Below are 23,557 nucleotides of genomic sequence, written 5' to 3'. Positions count from 1 at the left end.
AAATGCGCCGGATAGATCGTCTTCCCTTCGTTTTCGCCGTGGTTCTCTATGTCCTGGCGTGGCTGTTGGGTTTTCCGATCCGTGCGCAATCGGCCCCGCTCGGGGACGTCGAATGCACGCTGATCGTCGACGCCGCGAGCGGCGAGACGCTGTACCGGCAAGGGGTTTGCGACCAGCGCGTCAGTCCCGCCTCGACATTCAAGGTTCCGCTGGCGCTGATCGGCTATGACGCCGGAATCCTGAGCGACGAGCATACACCGAATTGGGAGTACAAAGCGGAGTTCAACGCGCCGAAACGGGACCGCAAGACCGTCGACCCGACGATCTGGGAAAGGGATTCGGTCCTTTGGTTCTCACGCGAGATCACGCGCCGGCTCGGCAGCAAACAGTTTGCCGGCTATCTGTCCAGATTGGACTATGGCAACACCGACGTCTCCGGCAATTCCGGCAAGAATGACGGCCTCACCCATTCCTGGGTGAATTCTTCGCTCGAGATATCGCCGGTCGAGCAGGTCGATTTCCTGCGCAAGCTGCTGGCGCGGAATCTGCCGGTCTCGGACAAGGCCCATGCGATGACCAATGCGATTGTCCCGACCTTCCGGGCGGGCGGCTGGACGGTGCAGGGCAAGACCGGGACGACCAGGCTTGGCGACGATGCCGACAAGCGCTCGCTTGGCTGGTTTGTTGGCTGGGCGCAGAAGCATGCTCGCAAGATCGTCTTTGCCTGGCTCGTAGTCGATACGAAACGTTCCGACACGCCGAAGGGGCTCAAGACGCGGGCGATGTTCCTGAAAGAGCTGTCGAATCTCCTCGGGTGACCTAAATCCGGCTTTACGGCGCCGAAAACTGCCCATAAAAGACCGCTCGCCGCCGGACGCATCCGGCTCTTACTTGATGTAAGTCGCAACCCCAAAATCGCTACGCAGTTTTGGGCGACGTGCATTTTACCACCCGCGCTCGTTTGCGGGACTGGATAGGAGAATTTAATGCTGAATTCCGTTTCCCTGACATTTCCCGATGGCTCCGTCCGCGACTACGACGCGGCGATGACCGGCGCCGGCCTGGCGGAATCGATCTCGAAGTCGCTGGCCAAGAAGGCCGTTGCCTACAGCATCGACGGCACGTTGCGCGACCTTTCCGACCCGATCGGCAAATCAGGCAAGCTCGAAATCATCACCCGCGAGGATCCGCGTGCGCTGGAGCTCATCCGCCATGATGCCGCGCACGTGCTCGCCGAAGCCGTGCAGGAACTTTGGCCGGGAACGCAGGTGACCATCGGGCCGGTGATCGAGAACGGATTCTACTACGACTTCGCCCGCAACGAGCCGTTCACGCCCGACGATTTCCCGGTGATCGAGAAGAAGATGCGCGAGATCATTGCGCGCAACAAGCCGTTCACCAAAGAGGTGTGGTCGCGTGAAAAGGCGAAAAGGATCTTTGCCGACAAGGGCGAGCGCTACAAGCTCGAGCTGATCGACGCCATCGCCGAGGATCAGGATCTCAAGATCTATGCGCAGGGCGACTGGTTCGACCTTTGCCGCGGTCCGCACATGGCCTCGACCGGCCAGATCGGCAACGCCTTCAAGCTGATGAAGGTCGCCGGCGCCTATTGGCGCGGCGATAGCAACAACCCGATGCTGACGCGCATCTACGGCACGGCCTGGGCCGACCAGGCGCAGCTCGAAGCCTATCAGACGATGCTGGAGGAAGCCGAGAAGCGCGACCACAGGAAGCTCGGCCGTGAGATGGACCTGTTCCATTTCCAGGAGGAGGGCCCCGGGGTCGTGTTCTGGCACGCCAAGGGCTGGAGGATGTTCCAGAACCTGGTCAATTACATGCGCCGCCGCCTGGACGAGCAGGGCTACCAGGAGGTCAACGCGCCGCAGGTGCTCGACAAGAGCCTGTGGGAGACCTCAGGCCACTGGGGCTGGTACCGGGACAACATGTTCAAGGTGACGGTCGCCGGCGACGACACCGACGACGACCGGGTGTTTGCGCTGAAGCCGATGAACTGCCCCGGCCACGTCCAAATCTTCAAACACGGGCTGAAGTCCTACCGCGATCTGCCGGTAAAACTTGCGGAATTCGGCAATGTGCATCGCTATGAGCCGTCCGGCGCACTGCACGGGCTGATGCGGGTGCGCGGCTTTACCCAGGACGATGCCCACATCTTCTGCACCGAGGAACAGCTCGCCGACGAGTGCATCAAGATCAACGACCTGATCCTGTCGACCTATGCCGATTTCGGCTTCGACGAAATCACGGTCAAGCTGGCGACCCGCCCCGAAAAACGGGTCGGCACCGACGCGATGTGGGATCACGCCGAGGGCGTGCTGCAGGACGTGCTCGACAAGATCGCGGCGCGGTCGGGCAACCGGATCAAGACGGGCGTAAATCCGGGCGAGGGCACGTTCTACGGGCCGAAGTTCGAATATGTGCTGAAGGACGCCATCGGCCGCGACTGGCAATGCGGCACCACGCAGGTCGACTTCAACCTGCCGGAACGGTTCGGCGCCTTCTACATCGGCTCCGATTCGGAAAAGAAGCAGCCGGTGATGGTGCATCGCGCCATCTGCGGTTCGATGGAGCGTTTTCTCGGCATCCTGATCGAGAATTATTCCGGCCATTTCCCGCTCTGGTTCGCGCCGCTGCAGGTGGTGGTGGCGACGATCACTTCCGATGCCGACGATTACGCGCGAAAAGTCGTTGCGCAGCTGAAGGCGGCCGGGCTGATCGCCGAAACCGACCTGCGCAACGAGAAGATCAACTACAAGGTCCGCGAGCACAGCCTTGCCAAGGTGCCGGTCATCGTCGTTTGCGGCAAGCGTGAGGCTGAGGAAGAAACGGTCAATGTCCGCCGTCTCGGGTCGCGCGACCAGGAATCGCTTGGCCTCGCGGCCGCCGTGAAACTGCTTTCCGACGAGGCGGTGACACCCGACCGCAAGCGCCGCGCGGCCTGAGCCGGCCAATTAGCAACGAAATGGCGGTGGATCGCTCCACCGCCATTTTCATATGCTTGTCACGCCAATTGTGTAGCGAGCCCCATGCTCAAGCTGAAGATTGCGCGAAAGACCGTTTCCCGAGCTCTCCTATGCCGGTCCGCATCAGCCGGCGCTGACGCGCTGGTTCATCCACTCGGTCGAAGGCCTGTCGGGACGTGATCGCTTCGCCGCACTCTATGATTTCTGGCGCCGGCAAGTGGTGCCGAACGGCGAGCGCGTGTTCGGCCGCATGCTGGAGCTGATCGACGTCCGGGTGCGGACCGCCGGTCAATGGCCGCCGGCAAACCTGCCCGACACGCCGCTGGTGATTGTTGCCAACCATCCGTTCGGCATCGGCGACGGTATTGCCGTGCTGTCGCTGGCGGAGCAGCTCGGCCGACCGTTCCGCGTCATGATCCACAGGGATCTGCTCAAGATCCGCGAGATGGAGCCCTATTCGCTGCCGATCGACTTTTCCGAGACCAAGGACGCGCTGAAGAACAACATGGCGGTCCGCCATGAAGCGGTGCGGCTGCTCAAGGAGGGCGTCACCATCGTCGTCTTTCCGGCGGGAGGTGTCGCCACCGCGCCGAAGGGGTTTGGCCGGGCACGCGATCTGCCGTGGAAGGTGTTTCCGGCCCGTCTCGTTCAGGACGCAAAGGCGTCGGTCATCCCATTGCATTTTTCGGGCCAGAACGGCCGGCGGTTCCATCTGGTCAGCGGACCGATGAACATGGCCGAACGCGACGGGCGTGTGGCGAAATTCGTCGGCAAGGCCTCGCTGACACTGCGCACATCGCTGCTCATCCGTGAATTTGCGCGGCTCTCCGGCAAATCGATCGACGTGCGCGTCGGCGACGTGCTGGGGTGGGACGAACTGGAGCCGCTGCGAGACCGCAAGGCCTTGCTCGACCGCCTTCAGCGCGGCGCCTTCGATCTGGCGCCGGCCGAGACGACTGGCCGCGTGCCGTTGCTGGCGCGACGCATGCGCAAAGCAGCCTAGAGGGGGCGCGGCTTAGTCGGCGCCTTCCTCGGAATCGATGGCCGAAGCTTCGGTTGCCAGGACTTCGATGTCCTGATTGTGTCCGGCCACCACCGTAAAATCCTTCTGGTAGATGCGGTCGCGGTTTTTGGCGATGATGGTGTAGTCGCCCTCGGCCAGCACCATCGAGGCAAAGGCGCCGACGGTCTCCTTGATCGGGTCGCCGGACTCGTTCAGCAGCGACCAGGAGGTGTCGGCGATCGCCTCGCCGCCCGGTTCGCGCACCAGCTTCATGGTCATCTCGGCGGCACGATGCTCGACCGTCGCTTCGGTCAGCTTGCCGGCCTCGACGCGGATGTCGGAGCGGATGACCGCGTTCACAGCGCCATAGGTCGAAACAACGTGGTAGGTGCCGGCATTGAGCCGCACGACGCTGTTCGGCTCGACATCGGGTATGATCAGCGCGCGATCGCCATCGGCCGCGGCGTGGCTCTCATAAATCGAGAAGCGCAGCTTCTTCGGCGGTATGCGCACCCCTCCCGACAGCACGGCATCAAGCTTGAGGCCGCCGGCATCGAGCACGAGGCTCTCACGCTTGGCTTCCTTGCCGACGGTGATGCGCTTGGTGGCGCCGGCCCGCCCGTAGGAGGCATGGACCAGATAGGAACCCGGCTCGAGCTGGAATACGGCGGTGCCGCCATGAGCGGAGGCGACCATCGGCAGCTTGCCGTCGCTGGCCGATTCGGGCTTGAAGACGCGCCAGACGATGCCGCGCGTGATGTCGGCACCCTTGTCGGTCAATTGCGCCGACAGCGTGATCGCCCCGCTGCTGCCCAATGCCAGCGATGTCTCGCTTTTCGGAGGCGCATAGCCCGAAATTCCGGGAAGTTTCAGATCACTGAGGCCATCTACATTCTGGGCGGCGGCAAGCGAAACCGGCACCATCAACAGTGCGGCAGCGAGCCATATCAGGAAAAGACGCAATGTCCCCTCAAACATGCCTTGCGTTGAAGCCCAATGCGGTGGCAATTTCAAGGCTTAAGAGTCCGGTCGGCTTCCTGCTAGAGGGCTCTTTGTCCGGCGCGTCGCGCCAATGCCCCGAGCCGCCCGATATCCCGATGGCGCGCTTCAGCTCAAATTCCAGGAGACTTGCGCCCATGGCGTCGCCGATCATCGATTTTCTGCTGACCCGAAATTCCGCGCCGATCCCGGATTTGAAAGAGCCGGCACCGGGCGATGCGGAGATCGCGACCATGATCGCCGCCGCCTCGCGGGTGCCGGATCATGGCCGGCTGGAGCCCTGGCGTTTCATCCTCTATCGCGGCGAGGCTCGCGTCGAGATCGGCAAGGAGTTGGCAGCACTTGCCGAACAGCGCGAAGGGCCGTTGCCGGAAGGCCGCCGCAACCAGGAATTGGCACGCTTTTCGCGGGCGCCTCTGGTCATCGGCGTGATCTCGATCCCCAGGGAAAATCCAAAGATCCCGCAATGGGAGATGTTCTTGTCCGGCGGCATGGCTGCGATGAACCTGCTGCTTGCCGCCAATGCGCTGGGCTACGGTACCAACATGATCAGCAACTGGTATTCCGACGTGCCAGAGGGCAGAGCGATCCTCGGTCTGGCGCCGCATGAGCGGGTCGTCGGTTTTGTCCATATCGGCTCCTATCAGGGGCCGGCGCCGGAGCGGCCACGGCCCGATCCGGCAAAGCTCTACGCCGACTATTCGGGGCCGTGGGTGGGATAATTTTCGACCCGGAACCAGACCCTAAGCGTCAAGCCCCGCTGCCCTGGCTCGCGCCAGGAGCCGCTCGGCGAGCTTGAGATGCGGCCGGTCGTACATCTTGCCGTCGATGCCGACGACGCCGGGGTTTCCCGCCGCCTTGAATGCCTCGACGATCGCCAGCGAATTTTTCACCGCTTGCGCCGAAGGCGTGAAGGCGGCGTTGATGACCGGCACCTGCGCCGGATGGATCGCCATCTTGCCGGTGAAGCCGTCGCGCTCGGCCTGGGCGCATTCGGCCTCGAAGCCGGCCATGTCGCGAAAATCCGGAAAGACTGTGTCGATCGCCGCGACTTCCGCGGCACTCGCGGCAAGCAGGGTCATGGTGCGGGCGAAGCGGAATACATCCGTGTAGCGGCCATTCGCGTCGCGCGTCGAGCGCGCGCCGATTGCCGCCGACAGATCTTCCGCGCCCCAGGTGACGCCGACAAGCCGCGCGCTTGCCTTGGCGTAGGTCGCGGCGGCCAGAACGCCGGCGGCCGTTTCTGTGATGATCGGCAGGATTTTTATCGCGCCATCCGGCAGGCCGCTTTCAGCTTCGTGCACCCTGAGCTTGGCCGAGAGATGCTGGACATCCAGTCCGCTGTTCGACTTAGGCAGCATGATGCCGTCGGGCTTCACTGGCACGAGCGCCGCCAGATCGTCGTCGGTCAGTCCGGTCGAAAGGTCATTGACGCGCACATAGATCGCGGAGTTGGTTCGGTGCCTGTGCCCGGCGAGGAAACGCGCCGCTGTGTCGCGCGCCAGCCCCTTGTTTTGCGAGGCAATCGAATCCTCGAGATCGACGATGACCATGTCGGCGCCCACGCCAAAGCCCTTTTGCAGCTTCTTTTCCGAATCGCCGGGAACGAAGAGCAGGGAACGCATCGGCTATGCCTTTTTCATCATCATGGCTTGCCTCGTGCATCTGGCAACCAGCACGTCGCTCTGGTTATAGGCGCGGTGCTCGAACTCGACGATACCGCGGTCCTGTTTCGACCTGGATTCGCGCACCGAGACGACAGTGGTCTCGACGCGAATCGTGTCGCCATGGAAGACGGGATGTGGAAACACCGTCTCCCTCATGCCGAGATTAGCGATGGTGGTGCCGACGGTGATATCGTTGACCGAGATGCCGATCATCAGGCCAAGCGTGAACAGCGAATTGACCAGCGGCTTGCCCCATTCGCTCTTGGCGGCGAAGTCGAAATCGATGTGCAGCGGTTGCGGGTTCAGCGTCATCACCGAAAACAGCATGTTGTCGCTTTCGGTCACGGTCTTGCGCAGCGTGTGCTTGAACACATGGCCGACAACGAACTCCTCAAGGTAAAGGCCGGCCAAGGTCTGTCTCCTCCACTGCTTAAGGGTTGATAGGCGTTGCATACCGGGCTCGCAAGCCAGTTAACGAACATGGTGAACCGTTCGTAAACCATTTGTGCCTACGGTCCCGACAGGCGCCAGAAGCGTTCTGGCAAAGGGGCGTAAGCAGGCGACATGGTCGTTTCGCATTTCCTGAAATGGATCCACACGGCAAAGGTGTCGGAGCGTGCTGCGGCGGCAAGCGCGCTGGCTCGCGCCTATGTCGATTCGGACCTGCCTTTCGAGGACCGCTGCGCTGCCGAGGCGGCGCTGACGTTGCTGCTCGATGACGCATCGTCAAAGGTGCGGCTGGCGATCGCCGACGCGCTTTCCATGAGCCATCATGCGCCGCCGCAGATCGTCAGCGCGCTGGCTTCGGACCAGCCCGAGGTGGCCGCTTTGGTACTGGCGCGCTCGCCGCTGCTTACCGATTCCGACCTGATTGATCGGGTTGCCGGCGGCCAGAAAGCGACGCAGAAGGTGATCGCCGACCGGCCGCGCGTCTCGATGTCGGTTGCGGCAGCGATCGCCGAGGTCGGTGAGCCGGAAGCCTGCACCACGCTGCTCGCCAATAGCGGCGCCGACATCGCATCCGTCAGCTTTCGCCGCATGGCCGAGCGTCACGGCCATCTGCCTCTGGTGCGCGAGGCGCTGATCGCCGACACCCGGCTGCCCGCCGACTGCCGGCATATGCTGCTGGTCAAGCTAGGGGAGATGCTCAAGGGGTCGCCATTGGTGCTGGCGCTGATGGGCGCCGCCAGGGCCGAGCGCATCACGCGCGATGCTTGCGTCAAGGCTTCGGTGACACTGATCGAAGGCACGCGGGCGGAGGAACATACCGCACTTGTCGAACATCTGCGCCTGCGCGGCGACCTGACCGCAAGCTTCGTCATCCGCACCATCGCGCACGGCAAGGTCGACTTCTTTGGTTCGGCGCTGGTCGCGCTCAGCCAGCAGCCCGAGCAACGGGTGAGGGCGCTGCTGGCCAGCGGGCATGACATAGCGTTGCAGGCACTGTTCCGCAGCGCCGGGCTTGCCGCCGCCACCCACGCCATCATCCTGCGCGCGCTGAAGGTCTGGCGTGAGGTCGCCAATGGCAAGCGCCTCGCCGGCGTCCAGGAAGTCAGCTGGCTGATGCTGAAGGAATTGGGCGGACAGTCCGCTGAAGGCGATCTCGCCGGGCTGGTCAAATCGATCCATCTCGATGCGCTGCGCGAGAACGCACGCGGGCACGCGCTGGCGATCGCGGCTGCTTAAAGCAATTCCAGGAAAAGCGTGAAACGGTTTTCCGACTTGCGTCAAAATAAAAAACTGAGCGGTTCGGCGTTTCCGTGAAACGCTGAACCGTTCCAGGCCTCATCCTTCGCGAAAAATCCGGAAAAGTCTTGCGCACAGTGACAGCCGCCGTCCGCGGCTCGCCTAGCAGAAGACGCTCAGATATCCAGCACTTCCGTCGCGGCGAATTCCGCGCGTTCCTGGATGAAGCGGAAGCGGGCCTCGGGCTTGGTGCCCATCAATGCGTCGACCGCATCCTTGGTCGCCGCCTCGGCGTCGATGACGTCCACCCTGAGCAGCGTGCGCTTTCTCGGGTCCATTGTGGTTTCTTTGAGCTGGGCGGCCATCATTTCGCCCAGCCCCTTGAAGCGGCCGATTTCGACTTTGCCGCGCCCGGTGAATTCGGTGCGCAGAAGTTCGTCCTTGTGCGCATCGTCGCGGGCATAGGCGACCTTGCCGCCTTGCCGGATCGAGTAGAGCGGCGGCACCGCCAGATAGAGATGGCCGCCGCGGACCAGGCTCGGCATCTCCTGGTAGAAGAAGGTGATCAGCAGCGAAGCGATATGGGCACCATCGACGTCGGCGTCGGTCATGATGATGACCCGGTCGTAACGCAGGTCCTCGTCGCGGTATCTCGAGCGCGTGCCGCAGCCCAAGGCCTGGATCAGGTCGGATATCTGCTGGTTGCCGGCCAGCTTGTCGTTGCCGGCGCTGGCGACGTTGAGGATCTTGCCGCGCAGGGGCAGCACCGCCTGGCTGGCGCGGTCGCGCGCCTGCTTCGCCGAGCCACCGGCCGAATCGCCCTCGACGATGAAAAGTTCGGCACCGGCGGCGGCATTCTGCGTGCAGTCGGCGAGCTTGCCGGGCAGGCGCAGCTTGCGCACCGCGCTCTTGCGCGACACTTCCTTTTCCTGGCGGCGGCGCACCCGCTCGTCGGCACGCGCGATCACCCATTCGAGCAGTTTCGAAGCTTCCTGCGGATTGTCGGCCAGCCAATGGTCGAACGGGTCGCGGATGGCGCTTTCGACGATGCGGATCGCCTCGATCGTCGCCAGCCTGTCCTTGGTCTGGCCGACGAATTCCGGTTCGCGGATGAACACCGACAGCATGCCCGCCGCCGAGATCATCACATCCTCGGATGTGACGATCGAAGCGCGCTTGTTGCCGACCAGGTCGGCATAAGCGCGCAAGCCGCGCGTCAGAACGTTGCGGAAGCCGGCCTCGTGCGTGCCGCCTTCAGCTGTCGGAATGGTGTTGCAATAGGAATTCATAAAACCGTCGCCGCCGAACCAGGTCACCGCCCATTCGAGCGAGCCGTGACCGCCCTGCTTCTCACTCTTGCCGGCGAACATTTCACGGGTCACCTGGAATTCGTCGCCGAGCGAGGCTTTCAGATAGTCCTTGAGGCCGCCCGGAAAATGGAATTCTGCCTTGGCCGGCGTCGTGTCCTTTTCCTTGATCAGCGAGGGATCGCAGGTCCAGCGGATTTCGACACCGCCGAACAGATAGGCTTTTGACCGCGCCATGCGGTAGAGCCGCGCCGGCTCGAACGCAGCACCCTTGCCGAAAATCTGCTCGTCTGGATGGAAGCGGATCTTCGTGCCGCGCCGGTTGTGCACCTCGCCGAGCTGCTCCAGGCCGGTCACCGGAACGCCTCGCGAGAAGCGCTGGCGATAGAGCTTGCGCCCAATCGCAACCTCGACCTCGAGATGGTCGGACAGCGCGTTGACCACGGAAACGCCGACACCGTGCAGGCCTCCCGAGGTCTCGTAGACCTTGCTGTCGAACTTGCCGCCTGAATGCAGCGTGGTCATGATGAGTTCGAGCGCCGGCTTCTTGAATTTCGGGTGCGGATCGACCGGAATGCCGCGGCCGTTGTCGGTTACAGACAGGTATCCGTCGGCGGAAAGCTCGACATCGATGAAGGTAGCATGGCCGGCGACCGCCTCGTCCATCGAATTGTCGATGACCTCGGCGAACAGATGGTGCATCGCCTTGTCGTCGGTGCCGCCAATGTACATGCCCGGGCGGCGGCGCACCGGCTCCAGCCCCTCCAGCACCTCGATATCGGCGGCACTATAGCTCTCGCTGGCGTCACGGGGCGCCGGCCGCTTCGTCGCCTGCACCAGCGGGTCGGCCGGGCGCGCGGCGGCGCGAGCCGGTTGCGGCTGCTTGCCCAAATTGCCGAAAAGATCGTTGCTGTCGTCCATGCTGGTCCTGGATTCCGATGCTGCGAATCACCACCCGATACTGCCACGCTTTTTGCGGGCAGGCGACGGAGGTTCCTGTTACGTTCGAGGATAGAGCCTCTTACTGCAAAACCATTCGACAACCAAGCGGCGGAAATGGGGTCGAAGCTTGGAGCATCGACGCTTTGTAAACCTTGTCCGAAGGTTACGCCGCAAGGTTGGCTGAAAAACGATATCCGCGGACTGTCGCTGACCTAGGATGCAGCGAAACCCTCAAGAGGCTGTCGCTTAAGCATGTTGGATTACAGTTCGCTCCTGCTCGCAGCGGCGCTGTCGGGCACGTGCCTCAGCATCACCATGTTTGCGATCTGGTTCACCGCGCCACAGGCACGCTTTGTGCTGACGGTGGCGTGCGGCATTCTCGTGCTCGTCGCACATGTGGTCTTGTTTTGGCATTACACAAGAGATCCAAGCCCCTGGCTTTGCCAGATCGTGCTTGCTCTTCTCAGCCTCGGCTTCCTGATTATCTGCCTGTCGGCCATGCAATATCTCAGCATGCGCGACTATAGGCGCGTCATCTTGCCGACCTTGGCTGCGATGGCTGTTTGCGCGGGCGCGACGTATCTCGGGTTTGATGGTGTCGGCTTCATTGTCACCTATGCGACGGTAACGGCGCTACTCTCGCTTATCGGGGCGATGTTCTGGATCCAGGGTGGTCACGATCGCCGGATATTGCTGGTCGTATCGTTCCTGAGCGGCGTCTGTGCGCTGTCGTTCGGACTTTGCGGCGCGGTCCTGCTGGTCAAGGGCCAGTGGGTGCTCGGCGTAGCACCGGACAATTGGGCCGAGCGGGTGAATTCCGTCGTAGCCGTCGCCTGCATGACCGGGCTTGGCGCATTAACGCTCTCCCTGCACCATTTGCAGGCGCAGATCGAATTGAAGGCCGAGACGATGACCGATCCATTGACCGGGCTGATGAACCGGCGGGCGTTAACGGCACTCTACGGCGAGCGGGTCTTCGGTCCGTTCATGTCCGTCACCATGTTCGACCTCGACCATTTCAAAAGGACGAACGACGTATTCGGTCATCCGGTCGGCGACCAGGTCCTGCGCCGCTTTGCCGCCGTCATCAGGAAATACGCCAGAACCGGCGTCGACGCCTTCCGGCTGGGCGGCGAGGAATTCGTGCTCGTCATGTCGCGGATGACGGAAGAAAAAGCCTATGACATTGCGAGCAAGATCAGCGTCGCCTTCGGTACGGAAGTCGTGGCCACCCAGCTTGGTCCGTTGCGAAGCACAGTCAGCGGCGGCATCGGCTTTGGTGGGACGAGCGGCACCGGTCTCGATGATGTGCTGGCCGAAGCCGACGCCGCGCTCTATGCGGCAAAGCGCGCCGGGCGAAATCGCGTCATCGCCCGGGACAGGGCGAGCAAGGCCGACGGGCCGGCCTTGCGTTCTGCCTGATTGAGGCTTCTATCTTCTTGTTAGACCATGATCTTGTCCGAAAACCGGATTCCACTCTTCGGGATCATGGTCTACTCCGCCGCACCCAGATATTCCGACAGCGGCGGGCAGGAGCAAACCAGGTTGCGGTCGCCGGCGACGTTGTCGATGCGTGACACCGGTGGCCAGTATTTTGCCGCCGTATCGGCATCGCCGGCGGGGTAGGCCGCTTCCAGGCGCGAATAGGGATGGGTCCACTGGCCGGCCAACGCCTCGGCGGCGGTATGTGGCGCATTGACCAGAGGATTGTCGGCCAAGGGCCATTCGCCCTTCGCCACCTTGGCTGCCTCGCCGGCTATGGCGATCATGGCTTCGCAGAAACGATCCAGCTCGCGCTTGGGCTCGGATTCGGTCGGCTCGACCATCAGCGTGCCGGCCACCGGGAACGACATGGTCGGCGCGTGGAAGCCATAGTCGATCAGCCGCTTGGCGATATCGTCGACGCTGATGCCGGCGCTGTCCTTGAGCACGCGGGTGTCGAGGATGCATTCATGCGCAACGCGTCCGTTGCGCCCCTTGTAAAGCAGGGGGAAATGCTCGCCAAGCCGCGTCGCCACGTAGTTGGCGGAGATGATCGCCGTCTCGGTCGCCTGCTTCAGGCCGGAAGCGCCCATCATGCGGATGTACATCCAGGTGATCGGCAGGATCGAGGCGCTGCCGAACGGTGCCGCCGCCACGGCATGGGCCGAGCCTTCGGTGACGTGGCCGGGCAGATATGGCTTCAGATGCGCCTTGACGCCGATCGGGCCGACGCCGGGGCCGCCGCCGCCATGTGGAATGCAGAAGGTCTTGTGCAGGTTCATGTGGCAGACATCGGCACCGATATCGCCAGGACGGGTGAGGCCGACCAGAGCGTTGAGATTGGCGCCGTCGAAATAGACCTGGCCGCCATGGCTGTGGACGAGCGCACAGAGGTCGCGCGCGCCTTCCTCGAAAACACCATGCGTCGAAGGATAGGTGAACATCAGCGCCGCGAGGTCTTTTGCATGCTCGGCCGCCTTGGCCTGCAAGTCTTCCATGTCGATATTGCCGTCCTCGGTGCAGCGCACGACGACGACACTCATGCCGGCCATGGCCGCACTTGCCGGATTGGTGCCATGCGCCGAGGACGGGATCAGGCAGACGGTGCGATGGCCTTCGCCACGCGACAAATGATAGCCGCGAATGGCGAGCAGCCCTGCATATTCGCCCTGGCTGCCGGCATTGGGCTGCAGGGTCACCGCGTCGAAGCCGGTGATCTCCGCCAGCCAGCCTTCCAGCTCGTCGATCATGGCGCGATAGCCTACCGAATGGCTCGCCGGGGCAAAGGGATGCAGGTTGGCGACATCGGGCCAGCTTACCGGCATCATTTCGGCGGCGGCGTTGAGCTTCATGGTGCAGGAGCCGAGCGGGATCATGGCGCGGTCGAGCGCCAGGTCCTTGTCGGACAGCCGGCGCAAGAAGCGCATCATGTCGGTTTCCGAGTGGTTTTCGCGGAAGACGGGTTGGGTGAGGAACTCCTTGCCGCGCGCTTTTCCTGGCATGGAACTGCCGGCGGCAACGCCGGCCTTGGCGCCGAAAAGTGCTGCGATCGCCTCCAGATCGGCCTCGGTGGAGGTCTCGTCAAAGCTGATGCCGACATGGTCGGCGTCGATGACGCGCAGCAGCCGGCCGGTCTTCTCGGCGGCGGCGGCAAGTGCGGCGGCTCTGCCCTTCACTTCCACGGTCACCGTGTCGAAGCGGCTTCCGCCGAGCACCGAAACGCCCGCTGCCTTGAGGCCGGCAGCCAGGCGGTTGGCCAGCGTGTGGACGCGGCCGGCAATCGCCTGCAGCCCGGCAGGGCCATGCCAGATCGCATAGGCCGTCGCCATGTTGGCGAGCAGCGCCTGTGCGGTGCAGATGTTGGAGGTCGCCTTGTCGCGGCGGATATGCTGCTCGCGTGTCTGCAAGGCCAGGCGATATCCGGGACGGCCCTTGCTGTCCGTCGACTGGCCAACGAGCCGGCCGGGCATCAGCCGCGTCAGCCTGTCGGACACGGCGCAATAGGCGGCGTGCGGCCCGCCAAAGCCCATCGGCACGCCAAAACGCTGCATCGGGCCGACGGCGATGTCGGCGCCAAGCCTGGCCGGCGCGTCGGTCAGCGTCAGGCCCAACGGATCGGCAATGAAGACGACCAGCGCGCCGGCAGCGCGGGCCTTGTCGATCGCTGCCTTGTGATTGCCATAGACGCCGAATGTATCGGGCCAGGAGACCAGCAGGGCGGCGGTGTTGTCGTCGATCACCTCACCGTCGACCTCGATGCCGAGCGGCTCGGCGCGGGTGCGCACGACGTCCAGCGTCTGCGGGTGCGGCGTGCCGGCCAGTGCCACCTTGGTGCGCTTGTCGCGATGATGGCGCAGCGCAATGCCGACCGCTTCGGCCACCGCCGTCGCCTCGTCGAGCAGCGAGGCCGACGCCACCGGCAAGCCGGTCAGCTCGGTGACCAGCGTCTGGAAGTTGAACAGCATTTCCAGCCGGCCCTGGCTGATCTCGGCTTGGTAAGGCGTGTAAGCCGTATACCAGGCCGGGTTCTCGAACAGGTTGCGCTGGATCACCGGCGGCACGTGGACGCCATGATAGCCGGTACCGATGAAGCTCTTCAGCACCGTGTTCTTTGCCATCGTCGCCGCGAGCTCGGTCAGCGCTTCCGCTTCACTTGCAGCGGCGGGCAAGGCCAATGGACGGTCGAGCCGGATCGACTTCGGCACTGCCTGGCTGATCAGCGTCTCGACCGAGGGAACGCCGATCGTGGCCAGCATGGCTCTGACGTCTTGGAGGCCCGGGCCGATATGGCGAGCCGAGAAGGGGTAGGGTGCTGCGGTCATCTTGCTGGTCCTGCTATCAACCAATATGGGCTTTGTAAGCGGCTTCATCGAGGAGGCCGTCGAGCTGGCTCTCATTGGCCAGCTTCATCTTCCACAGCCAGCCGTCGCCGGTTGCCGCCGAATTGACGAGCGAAGGATCGGCCGACAGCGCGGTGTTGGCTTCGGTGATCTCGCCGTCGACCGGTGCGTAGACGTCCGATGCCGCCTTGACCGATTCGACCACCACGGCCGTATCGCCCTTGGCCAGCTTTTTCCCTGGCTCAGGCAGTTCGACGAAGACGAGGTCACCGAGCTGCTGCTGCGCGTAATCGGTGATGCCGACGGTGGCGATGCCGCCCTCGACGCGAAGCCATTCGTGATCTTCGGTGAAATAGGTCTTTGCCATTGAAATCATCCTTTGCGGTAGCGATGGGGCGTGAAGGGCAGGGGGTGGATGTCGACCGGGATTTTCGTCCCGCGGACATCGGCGAACAGTCTTGTGCCGGGCTTGGCAAGCGGCGTCCGGACGTAGCCCATTGCCACCGGATGACCGGCCGAGGGGCCGAAGCCGCCTGAGGTGACATGGCCGGCAGGGTTGCCGTCGGCGTCGAAAAGGGCAGCACCGGCGCGCACCGGCTGGCGGCCGTCCGGCTTCAGGCCGACGCGTTTTTGCGCCGGGCCGCGCTCCAGGATGGCGCGCAATGCATCGGCGCCGATGAACTTGCCAGAGGCGCGAACCTCCTTGGGGATGGCCCACATCAGCCCGGCGCTGGCCGGATCGATCTCCGGCGTGATGTCCAGCCCGTGCAGGCACAGTCCTGCTTCGAGCCGCAGGCTGTCGCGGGCGGCAAGGCCGATCCACATCACTCGCTCGTCCTCGAGCAACCTGGTGACGAGGGTTCGCGCGTCCGCTTCCGGCAGGCCGATCTCGAAACCGTCTTCGCCGGTATAGCCCGACCGGCTCATGAACCAGTTTTCGCGCGGCTCGATGCCGTGCATGAACACCAGCGAACCGGTCTCGATGCCGGCGCGGGAAAGGGCAGCCCATGCCTCGGGGCCCTGGATGGCCAGGAAGACGCGGTCGAGCGCGTCCACCTTCACGTCGAAATCCTCGGCAAGTTCACGCAGATGCTTTTCGTCGGCGGCGGCGTTGCCGGCATTGGCGACCATCATGAAGCGCTCGACGCCGAGCCTGGTGACGATCAGATCGTCGAGTATTCCGGCGGCCTCATTGAGGAAGAACGTGTATTTGGAGTGGGAAACCTGAAGCGCGCCGGCATCGAACGGGCAGGCGCGGTTCAGAAGCGCTGCTGCGCCCGGGCCGCTGATTTCGAACAGCTTCATGTGCGAGATGTCGAACAGGCCGGCATGCTCGCGGCTGTGAAGATGCTCCTTCATCACGCCGGCCGGATAGGTCAGCGGCATCGACCAGCCGGCGAAGGCGCCGAAGCGCGCACCGGCTGCCATGTGCAGATCTTCGAGGGGAAGGTGTTTGGTGTCGTCGCCCGTCATGTCATCTCCAGAGTCGCACGCAAGCGGTCGCGAATGGCGACCAGTCCGTGCCCCTCTGTCTGAAGCCTGAGAGACTCGCGCCCCGTAACTCTGTCGGCAGCGCTTACACCTTCGGCGCGGGGGCAAGCCCCGACTTTCCAGAGTGTCTTTCCCGTCTACGGTTCTTTTGCCTGAGAGATTTCGGGCGATTTCCCCTTCGGCGGCAGCTCTCGCTGCTCTCTCCCGCAAACAGGTAGGACTCGGTTAAGAGCCCTCGACTCGTCATCCATAGCCCGTGGACGACACCTTGTCACCTGCCAGCGACATTTTTACTGGCAGTCTTCTGCTGGCCTTCTTTACAGGCAAGCCTTCGCTAACCACGCCGCTTGCCGGTTTCTCAAGACCTTGCTGATATGCCGGATAAGGGCCGGCAATTGCCGGCGGCGGGCGGGGAACAAAATGGGCGAATTGATCATGAGCGCGCCAGTGGCCGGGCTGACCTCGAAAAATCGGATCACGGCGGAAGACGTGGTCATGCTGCGCGGCGAAGTGTTCGGCGACGGCGTGGTAACGCGCGGCGAGGCCGAGGCGCTGTTTGCGCTCGACGCGACGGCGAGGGACAAATGCGCGGAATGGCTCGAGTTTTTCGTCGAGGCCGTCACCGACTTCATCGTCCACCAGGAACAGCCGGCCGGCTATGTTTCCCAGGACAATGCCGACTGGCTGATCCGGGCGATTTCGCGCGACGGCATGGTTGACAGCCGAACCGAACTCGAGCTGCTAGTGCACGTGCTGGAAGTTGCCAAATCATCGCCGAGCACGCTTTCCGGCTATGCGCTGGAGCAGGTCGCTCATGCGGTCGTGGATGGCAAGGGGCCGCTGACGACCGGCGGCAGGCTTATCCCTGGGTCGATAGCCAAGGCTGAGGTCGAGCTGTTGCGCCGCATCCTTTACGCCTATGGCGGCGATGGCAACATCGCCATCAGCCGCGCCGAGGCCGAGGTGCTGTTCAAGATCAACGAGCGGACAGTGGCGGGCGACAATGATCCGTCGTGGAACGATCTGTTCGTCAAGGCGATCGCCAATTTCGTCATGTGTTCGGCCGGCTACGAAGCGCCGGTGCGCGATGTGGCGCTGCGCCGGGATGCTTTTTTCGAGCAGGCCGATCCGGAGATCGGCGGTTTCTTCAGCCGCATGGTGTCGGGTGGCCTGTCCGGCATTATGGAGGCCTATCGTTCACCGGGCGACGTCGAGGCCGAATGGGAATCGAGGAACAACGCAGCCGAGGCTCTGGCCCGCCGCGCCGAGACGGTCGATGCCGGCGAGGCGAAATGGCTAGCTGAACACATCGGCGACCGGCCGCTGCAGGAGAACGAGCGTGCGTTGCTGACGCTGATCAAGCACGCCTCGCCGGAAATCCACCCGGCGCTCAAGCCGCTGATCGACAAGGTCGCATAACAGGTCGCCAACCTATTGCTTGGCAGGTTCCGGCTTGGCGCCGGTGTCGAACCGCGACATCCATTTGAAGCTGCCGAACCAGTAGCGGCGCACGCCGCCTATGGTGCCGTCAGCGGTACGCGCGCCGATCCAGTTGTTGACGTATTGGATGAGGCGGACATCGTCCGGCCGCATGGCAAACGCCTCCGGCGTCCGCAACAGCGGACCGCCCACCATTTTCAATTTCGCGTCATAGAGCCTGGCGGCCATTTGCGGCGTTGGCGATGTGGCGACCATCGCCTGTGCGTCGCCGCCGATGATCGCGGCGAAAACATCTGAGGTATTGTTGAAAGACAGGATGGTCGCCTTGGGAAAAGCTTCCTTCGCGGCGGCTTCATCGGTGGAATTGGACAACACGGCGATCTTGTATCCCGGCGCCGCTACTGCCTTTCCCGGCCTTTTCCCAAGGCTGGCGATCGTCGCAACCATGCGGATATCGGCGGTACCGGTCTGGTTGGAGAACACCACCTCGCGTGCGCGTTCCGGCGTGCTGGCGTAGCCCGCCGCGATCAAGTCGAAATCACCCTTGAGCAGTCGTGTCTTGAGGTCGTTCCAGGGCACCTCGACCAGCTTCAGGTCGACGCCGAGATCAGACGCCAGCGCACTGGTAAGGTCGACATCATAGCCGGCGAACTTCCCGTCGGCCTTCTTGAGGATCCATGGCGGGTTGAGCGCCACGCCGACCGTCAGTGTCTTCTGGTCGATGATGCGTTTGAGGCTGTCGTCCGCCCGGGCTGGCAGCAGCGACAAAGCCAACCAGGCAGAAAGGGCAAGTATAGTTGGGCGATCATCAAAGCTTGTTACCCCTGACGACAATCCTGACCTGAATCCGGCACTGCGCAGCGACGGCGACGACAGCGACGACGACAGTTAGCTGAGGCTTAGGTCAGGTTTCGGTCAGATGCCGCCGTACCAGTCGTAGCCATTGTCCTCCCAATAGCCGCCTCTGCCGCCGCCGAGATTGGCAAAGCCGTCGACCAGCTCGATCTTGGTGAGATATTTCGGCATTTTGTAGCCGAGCTGGCGCTCGACGCGGACGCGTAGCGGCGCGCCGTTCTCGACCGGCAACGGCTTGCCGTTGACCCCATAGGCAAGGATCGTTTGCGGATGACGGGCATCGATCAGGTCGATCGAGCCGTAATATTTGATATCGCCGGCAAGGCTGCGGTCGATCGTATCGAGGCAGTGGAACATGACGTAGCGCGCCTGCGGCTTGACCACCGCCTGGTCGAGCACCAGCGACAGTGGCGTGCCGGTCCATTTGGCAATGCAGCTCCAGCCCTCGACGCAGTCGTGGCGGGTGATCTGGGTGCGGCTCGGCATGTTCATCAGCTGCTCGCGGCTCAGCGACAGCGGTTTTTCGACGAGGCCGGAAACCTCCAGCCGCCAGTCGGCGAAATCGTTGGCGAGCAGGCCCTTGTAGAAATCGTCGTCGGGCGCGGTGACGCCGTTCGGCCGCTGCGGCTGGCGAATGTCGGCCTCGGTGAACTCCGGCGCCAGCGCGTCACGGCCGGCAAGCAGCCGCTGCGCCCGCCAGGTCAGCCCATTGGCGCTTTCGAGGAAGCTGCGCAGGCCGTCGCCGACGCCAAGCTGGCTGTCGAAGGCGTCGCAGCCCGAAAGCATGATGCCGGAAAGGCCGAGGCTGGCCGAGGTCAGGAACTTTCTTCGGCTTATCTGTAGCTTGGGGCTGATCTCGAATTTCGCCATGTCAGGCGCTCCTCTCGGGTGCTTTGTCGCCATTCGCCGGCGGGTCGGTTCGATACCAGCCGGTGATAATCGAACGCAGCTCGTTGATCGGGCCGGCGGCCAGGATCATCAGGATGTGGATGACGAAGAAGGCGACGAGCAGCAGCATCACCGTGAAGTGAATGGTGCGCGCCGTCTGCCGGCCGCCGAGCAGGTCGTTCAGGAATGGCAGCACCGAGTTCATGCTCGGCGACATGGCCAGGCCGGTGATGATCATCAGCGGCAGCAGCACGAACAGCACGCCGCCATAGGCCATCTTCTGCAAGGTGTTGTATTCGCGCCTGTGGTGGAACCTGAACCTGGCATGGTCGACAATGTCTCGCGGCAGCCGCCTGAAATCATCGAGGCGCGGGGCAAGATCGCGCCGCAAATGGCCGTTGATCAGACTGGCGACCAGCCAGACCAGCAGCGTGGTGGTCAGCACCCAGGCGAAGAAGAAATGAACGACGCGCGCGGTGCCGAGATCGTAGTAGGAAGGGATCGTCGCCCAGGACGGGAAGGCGCGGGAGGTCTCCTGGCCGGCCGGACCCGACCAGCCGAGCACGCCGGTGGTGTCGAAGCGCTTGCCGAAGATCTCGGTATAGCCGCGCGGGCCAGTCACCGTGTTCTCGGCGCCGATGGCGAAGATGGTGTTGTTGTAGCCAAAGCCCGACTCCTTGCCGATGTAGAGCTGTGGGCGGGCGTTAAATATTTGCAGACCGGAAAGCAGCATGAAGAACAGCGCGATCGCCCATAGCCAATGCGTCAGCCGCGTCCAGCGCGACTGCCGATAGATCAGCGTCGCATCGCTCGGCGCGGCGGTATCTGCTCCGGCGGCTTGGTTTCTGGCAAGCGATTCCATCTGTTGTTCCCTCCGGCCGCGTGTTCGCCGCGGCCTGTCAGATCTCTTCTCCTCCCAATACGTCGCCAGCTTAAGCGATGTTTCACCCGATCACGGATTTATTACGGACTGCCGAGGCTGACTGCGAGGTTGACCGCGGCTGCCACGATCACCGTGTTGAAGAAGAACGACAGGATCGAATGCACAAGCACGACACGGCGCATTTGCGAGGTTGTGATGTTGGTGTCGGCAGTTTGCGCCGTCATGCCGATCACTGTCGCAAAATAGAGGAAATCCGAGCCTTCCGGCCGTTTGCCGCCCGGGAAGTCGAGGCCGCCGACCGGAATTTTCTTTTTGGTGTCGCCATCCATCGCGTCGCCGTCCAACCAATAGAGATGTGCGTAGTGAAGTGCCGCCATCGCATGGATGGTCAACCAGCCAAGCGGGATAGACAACAACGCCACCGTAAGCTCGACGGGATCCGCGCTCTTCTCCCTGTTGATCAATTGAAACAACGAGATGATGGCAATTGCGACCACAACCAGCGTGACCGCGAAGATGGCCAGCACCGGCAGGTCCGTGTCGCCTGCATTCTTGCGCAGATAGCTGCCAGTAAGCCGCGGCATGTGAGCGACGACAAGACAGAGATAGGCGGCAAAGAACACATTGGCGCCGATCGAATAGGCAAGCGGCGCACGCCAGATCAGCGCTGCGGCGAAGGCTGCCACGCCGATGCAGGCCGACAGCGCGAACGGCGTGTGGCGTTGCATGGGCATCTTGGTGGGGGTACCGGTCGTCATGGTTTCAGTCCGCTGAGGCGGATTTCAGCGCTCGCCGCAAGATGCGGTCAAGTTCGCCGAGAAACCGCGAGCGATCCTGCGGCGCGAAGCTCGAATTGTAGCCCTTGCTTTCGCCGGTCTCGCGCAGGTGCTGCTTGAGGTCGCGCATCGCCACCGCCATGCCGATCGTCTCAGGCGTAAACGGGCGTCCCGTCGGGCCGAGTACATGGGCGCCAAGCGCCACCGCGCGGGCAGCAAGCGGGATGTCGGCGGTCACCACGATGTCGTTGGGCCGGGCATTTTCGACAATCCAGTCGTCGGCGGCGTCCGCACCCTTGGAGACGACGACATTGCGGATCATCGGATCGCGCGATGGACGCAAGCCGCCATTGGAGACGAAGGTGACGACGATGCCGTGCCGCTCGGCGACCTTTTCGACCTCGGCCTTCACTGGGCAGGCATCGGCATCGACGAGAATAGCGGGTGCGGGCATCGTTGTTCCAAATGTGAAAGAGCCGGGCGACGTCGCCCGGCTCGATCGATGATAGTCGAGCGGCTACTAGGCCGGCAACGCGCCGGATCTCTTTGCCGTCCAGGTGGCGATATAGTCCATCAAGCCAGGATTGAGGCAGTCATAAGGCTCGAGCCCGATCGACTTCAGCTGTGACCTTATGCCGTCCATACGGCTCGGATCGACACCGGATTCGATGATCGACGAGACGAAGGCGGTGAAGCCCGGAGGCGACCAGCCGTCCTCCTGGAAGCGCTCCGGATGGATGAAGGACAGCCCCTTGAAAGCGTGGTCGCGCTCGACCGGGCCGTGCATGTGGACGCCGCAGCCGGTGCAGGCATGGCGCAGGATCAGCGCGCCCGGATCGACGATCCTCAGCTTGTCGCCGTTTTCGGTGACCGTCACGTCGGTTGTACCGGCCACCGCCACGACCGAGAACAGTGCGCCTTCCGGCTTCCAGCATTTGGTGCAGCCGCAGGCATGGTTGTGGGCGATCTGGCCCTTGACCTTCACCTTGACCGGATTGCTGGTGCAGGCGCAGACCAGCGTCCCGCCGGCAAAGTCGGCCTTTTCCCTGGGCAGTCCATTGTCGATTTTCGGATGCAGTTTTTCCGGCATTTTTGTCTCCTCCCTTGTTGAACATGTGCATTTTCGGCCGCTGGCTGATTGGCCGGCGGCTTTCTCCTCCTCCTCAGTAAACTACCACGCTCCTGATCGACTTGCCTTCGTGCATGAGGTCGAACCCCTTGTTGATGTCCTCGAGCTTCAGCGTATGGGTGATCATCGGATCGATCTGGATCTTGCCGTCCATGTACCAGTCGACGATTTTTGGCACATCGGTGCGGCCGCGCGCGCCGCCGAAGGCGGTGCCCATCCAGGTGCGGCCGGTGACCAATTGGAAGGGTCTGGTCGAAATCTCCTGGCCGGCGCCGGCGACGCCGATGATGACCGACTTGCCCCAGCCGCGATGCGAGGCTTCCAGCGCCTGGCGCATCACCTTGGTGTTGCCGGTGCAGTCGAATGTGTAGTCGGCGCCGCCGATCTGGTCGGCACCGCGCTTGGTCATGTTGACGAGATGCGGGACGATGTCGCCGTCGATCTCCTTCGGATTGACGAAATGCGTCATGCCGAATTTCTCGCCCCAGGCCTTCTTGTCGTTGTTCAGGTCGACGCCGATGATCAGGTCGGCGCCGGCAAGGCGCAGGCCCTGGATGACGTTGAGGCCGATGCCGCCAAGGCCGAAGACGACAGCGGTCGCGCCTTGCTCGACCTTGGCCGTGTTGATCACCGCGCCGATGCCGGTGGTGACGCCGCAGCCGATGTAGCAGATCTTGTCGAAGGGGGCGTCGGCATTGACCTTGGCCACCGCGATCTCGGGCAGCACGGTGAAGTTGGAGAAGGTCGAGCAGCCCATGTAGTGGAACAGCTTGTCCTTGCCGATCGAGAAGCGCGACGTGCCGTCAGGCATCAAGCCTTGACCCTGCGTGGCACGGATGGCGGTGCAGAGGTTGGTCTTGCGCGACAGGCAGGACGGGCACTGCCGGCATTCCGGCGTATAAAGCGGGATGACATGGTCGCCCTTCTTGACCGAGGTGACGCCCTTGCCGACGTCGACGACGATGCCGGCGCCCTCATGGCCGAGGATCGCCGGAAACAGGCCTTCCGGGTCGGCGCCCGACAGTGTGAACTCGTCGGTGTGGCAGATGCCGGTTGCCTTGATCTCGACCAGCACCTCGCCATCACGGGGACCTTCGAGGTCGACCTCCATGATCTCCAGCGGCTTTCCGGCGGCGACGGCGACAGCGGCGCGCGTTTTCATCAGGCAATCCTCCCATGGCAGTCTGC

21 protein-coding genes, 1 pseudogene and 1 riboswitch are annotated in these 23,557 nt (G+C 63.2%); of the genes and pseudogenes, 7 read left to right on the top strand and 15 right to left on the bottom strand.

Annotation, left to right across the window (positions count from 1 at the left end; translation table 11 throughout):
• Positions 1-2 precede the first annotated feature (2 nt).
• The 3 genes and pseudogenes from blaOXA (at position 3) to NKH37_RS15260 (ending at position 3,984) form a co-directional block, all read left to right on the top strand.
• Entirely contained in the window at positions 3-818 is an 816-nt protein-coding gene (gene blaOXA / locus NKH37_RS15270; protein ID WP_353005374.1) for a class D beta-lactamase, read from the top strand.
• Positions 819-986: 168 nt separating this feature from the next.
• Entirely contained in the window at positions 987-2,960 is a 1,974-nt protein-coding gene (thrS, locus tag NKH37_RS15265) for a threonine--tRNA ligase (RefSeq protein ID WP_023720142.1), read from the top strand.
• Positions 2,961-3,044: 84 nt separating this feature from the next.
• A pseudogene (locus tag NKH37_RS15260) lies at positions 3,045-3,984 on the top strand (lysophospholipid acyltransferase family protein).
• Positions 3,985-3,996: 12 nt separating this feature from the next.
• Here NKH37_RS15260 and NKH37_RS15255 read toward each other — a convergent pair.
• Entirely contained in the window at positions 3,997-4,962 is a 966-nt protein-coding gene (locus tag NKH37_RS15255; protein ID WP_023720140.1) for an RgsD C-terminal domain-containing protein, read from the bottom strand.
• A complete protein-coding gene (locus tag NKH37_RS15250) occupies positions 4,955-5,137 on the bottom strand; it encodes a hypothetical protein (protein WP_352495373.1) in 183 nt (60 codons plus the stop codon). Before NKH37_RS15250 ends, NKH37_RS15255 begins: the two co-directional genes overlap by 8 nt.
• Here NKH37_RS15250 and NKH37_RS15245 point away from each other — a divergent pair.
• Positions 5,121-5,705: a nitroreductase family protein gene (locus NKH37_RS15245; protein WP_352495372.1), complete on the top strand. Its 585-nt coding sequence runs from the start codon at positions 5,121-5,123 to the stop codon at positions 5,703-5,705. The genes NKH37_RS15250 and NKH37_RS15245 overlap by 17 nt on opposite strands.
• A 21-nt stretch (positions 5,706-5,726) precedes the next feature.
• Here NKH37_RS15245 and NKH37_RS15240 read toward each other — a convergent pair whose 3' ends face one another.
• Together NKH37_RS15240 and NKH37_RS15235 are read right to left on the bottom strand one after the other, a co-directional pair.
• Positions 5,727-6,608, bottom strand: a complete 882-nt coding sequence (locus NKH37_RS15240; RefSeq protein WP_353005372.1) for an HpcH/HpaI aldolase/citrate lyase family protein — start codon at positions 6,606-6,608, stop codon at positions 5,727-5,729.
• Between the two features lie 3 nt (positions 6,609-6,611).
• Complete coding sequence (locus NKH37_RS15235; RefSeq protein WP_353005371.1) at positions 6,612-7,061, bottom strand: MaoC family dehydratase; 450 nt, start codon at positions 7,059-7,061, stop codon at positions 6,612-6,614.
• 153 nt (positions 7,062-7,214) lie between these two features.
• Here NKH37_RS15235 and NKH37_RS15230 point away from each other — a divergent pair, with 153 nt between their 5' ends.
• Positions 7,215-8,336 carry a DUF2336 domain-containing protein gene (locus NKH37_RS15230; protein ID WP_353005370.1) on the top strand — a complete coding sequence of 374 codons (1,122 nt, stop codon included), beginning with the start codon at positions 7,215-7,217 and terminating at the stop codon, positions 8,334-8,336.
• A gap of 176 nt (positions 8,337-8,512) precedes the next feature.
• On the opposite strand, the gene parE is transcribed toward NKH37_RS15230, so the two are convergent.
• Positions 8,513-10,564: a DNA topoisomerase IV subunit B gene (gene parE, locus NKH37_RS15225; RefSeq protein WP_023720134.1), complete on the bottom strand. Its 2,052-nt coding sequence runs from the start codon at positions 10,562-10,564 to the stop codon at positions 8,513-8,515.
• 273 nt (positions 10,565-10,837) lie between these two features.
• Here parE and NKH37_RS15220 point away from each other — a divergent pair, with 273 nt between their 5' ends.
• On the top strand, positions 10,838-12,007 hold the full coding sequence (locus tag NKH37_RS15220; RefSeq protein WP_353005369.1) for a GGDEF domain-containing protein: 1,170 nt from the start codon (positions 10,838-10,840) through the stop codon (positions 12,005-12,007).
• Between the two features lie 71 nt (positions 12,008-12,078).
• Here NKH37_RS15220 and gcvP read toward each other — a convergent pair whose 3' ends face one another.
• Genes gcvP through gcvT form a run of 3 tightly spaced genes read right to left on the bottom strand, consistent with a single transcriptional unit; the run spans position 12,079 to position 16,380 of the window.
• Positions 12,079-14,889 (bottom strand): aminomethyl-transferring glycine dehydrogenase, encoded by a 2,811-nt coding sequence (gene gcvP, locus NKH37_RS15215; protein WP_353041138.1) that lies wholly within the window; start codon positions 14,887-14,889, stop codon positions 12,079-12,081.
• A 16-nt stretch (positions 14,890-14,905) separates the two neighbouring features.
• Complete coding sequence (gcvH, locus tag NKH37_RS15210; RefSeq protein ID WP_352482176.1) at positions 14,906-15,274, bottom strand: glycine cleavage system protein GcvH; 369 nt, start codon at positions 15,272-15,274, stop codon at positions 14,906-14,908.
• 5 nt (positions 15,275-15,279) lie between these two features.
• Positions 15,280-16,380, bottom strand: a complete 1,101-nt coding sequence (gcvT, locus tag NKH37_RS15205) for a glycine cleavage system aminomethyltransferase GcvT (RefSeq protein WP_352790497.1) — start codon at positions 16,378-16,380, stop codon at positions 15,280-15,282.
• 148 nt (positions 16,381-16,528) lie between these two features.
• Positions 16,529-16,615: riboswitch (glycine riboswitch) on the bottom strand.
• Positions 16,616-16,818: 203 nt separating this feature from the next.
• Between gcvT and NKH37_RS15200 the strand changes: the two genes are divergently transcribed.
• A complete protein-coding gene (locus NKH37_RS15200) occupies positions 16,819-17,817 on the top strand; it encodes a hypothetical protein (RefSeq protein WP_352547341.1) in 999 nt (332 codons plus the stop codon).
• A 12-nt stretch (positions 17,818-17,829) separates the two neighbouring features.
• On the opposite strand, the gene NKH37_RS15195 is transcribed toward NKH37_RS15200, so the two are convergent.
• The 7 genes from NKH37_RS15195 to NKH37_RS15165 all read right to left on the bottom strand — a co-directional run bounded on the left by NKH37_RS15195 (position 17,830) and on the right by NKH37_RS15165 (position 23,531).
• The gene (locus NKH37_RS15195) at positions 17,830-18,606 is read right to left on the bottom strand and encodes a transporter substrate-binding domain-containing protein (RefSeq protein WP_353005366.1); all 777 of its coding nucleotides are present in this window, start codon (positions 18,604-18,606) and stop codon (positions 17,830-17,832) included.
• A gap of 147 nt (positions 18,607-18,753) precedes the next feature.
• A complete protein-coding gene (locus NKH37_RS15190; protein WP_352482180.1) occupies positions 18,754-19,563 on the bottom strand; it encodes a molybdopterin-binding protein in 810 nt (269 codons plus the stop codon).
• A 1-nt stretch (position 19,564) separates the two neighbouring features.
• Positions 19,565-20,443 carry a cytochrome b/b6 domain-containing protein gene (locus NKH37_RS15185; RefSeq protein ID WP_352814563.1) on the bottom strand — a complete coding sequence of 293 codons (879 nt, stop codon included), beginning with the start codon at positions 20,441-20,443 and terminating at the stop codon, positions 19,565-19,567.
• Positions 20,444-20,544: 101 nt separating this feature from the next.
• Positions 20,545-21,222, bottom strand: coding sequence for a DUF1345 domain-containing protein (locus NKH37_RS15180; RefSeq protein WP_352640646.1), 678 nt, complete (start codon positions 21,220-21,222; stop codon positions 20,545-20,547).
• Between the two features lie 4 nt (positions 21,223-21,226).
• The gene (locus NKH37_RS15175; RefSeq protein ID WP_352482183.1) at positions 21,227-21,694 is read right to left on the bottom strand and encodes a YaiI/YqxD family protein; all 468 of its coding nucleotides are present in this window, start codon (positions 21,692-21,694) and stop codon (positions 21,227-21,229) included.
• Between the two features lie 66 nt (positions 21,695-21,760).
• Positions 21,761-22,330 carry an S-(hydroxymethyl)glutathione synthase gene (gene gfa / locus NKH37_RS15170; protein ID WP_352482184.1) on the bottom strand — a complete coding sequence of 190 codons (570 nt, stop codon included), beginning with the start codon at positions 22,328-22,330 and terminating at the stop codon, positions 21,761-21,763.
• 73 nt (positions 22,331-22,403) lie between these two features.
• The gene (locus NKH37_RS15165; protein WP_352495361.1) at positions 22,404-23,531 is read right to left on the bottom strand and encodes an S-(hydroxymethyl)glutathione dehydrogenase/class III alcohol dehydrogenase; all 1,128 of its coding nucleotides are present in this window, start codon (positions 23,529-23,531) and stop codon (positions 22,404-22,406) included.
• Positions 23,532-23,557: the final 26 nt, after the last annotated feature.

The sequence above is a fragment of the Mesorhizobium sp. M1217 genome (assembly GCF_040318275.1).
In the GTDB taxonomy this organism is placed as follows: domain Bacteria; phylum Pseudomonadota; class Alphaproteobacteria; order Rhizobiales; family Rhizobiaceae; genus Mesorhizobium.
The sequence above is the reverse complement of the archived record's forward strand: the minus strand, read 5'-3'. Positions and strand labels throughout refer to the sequence as shown.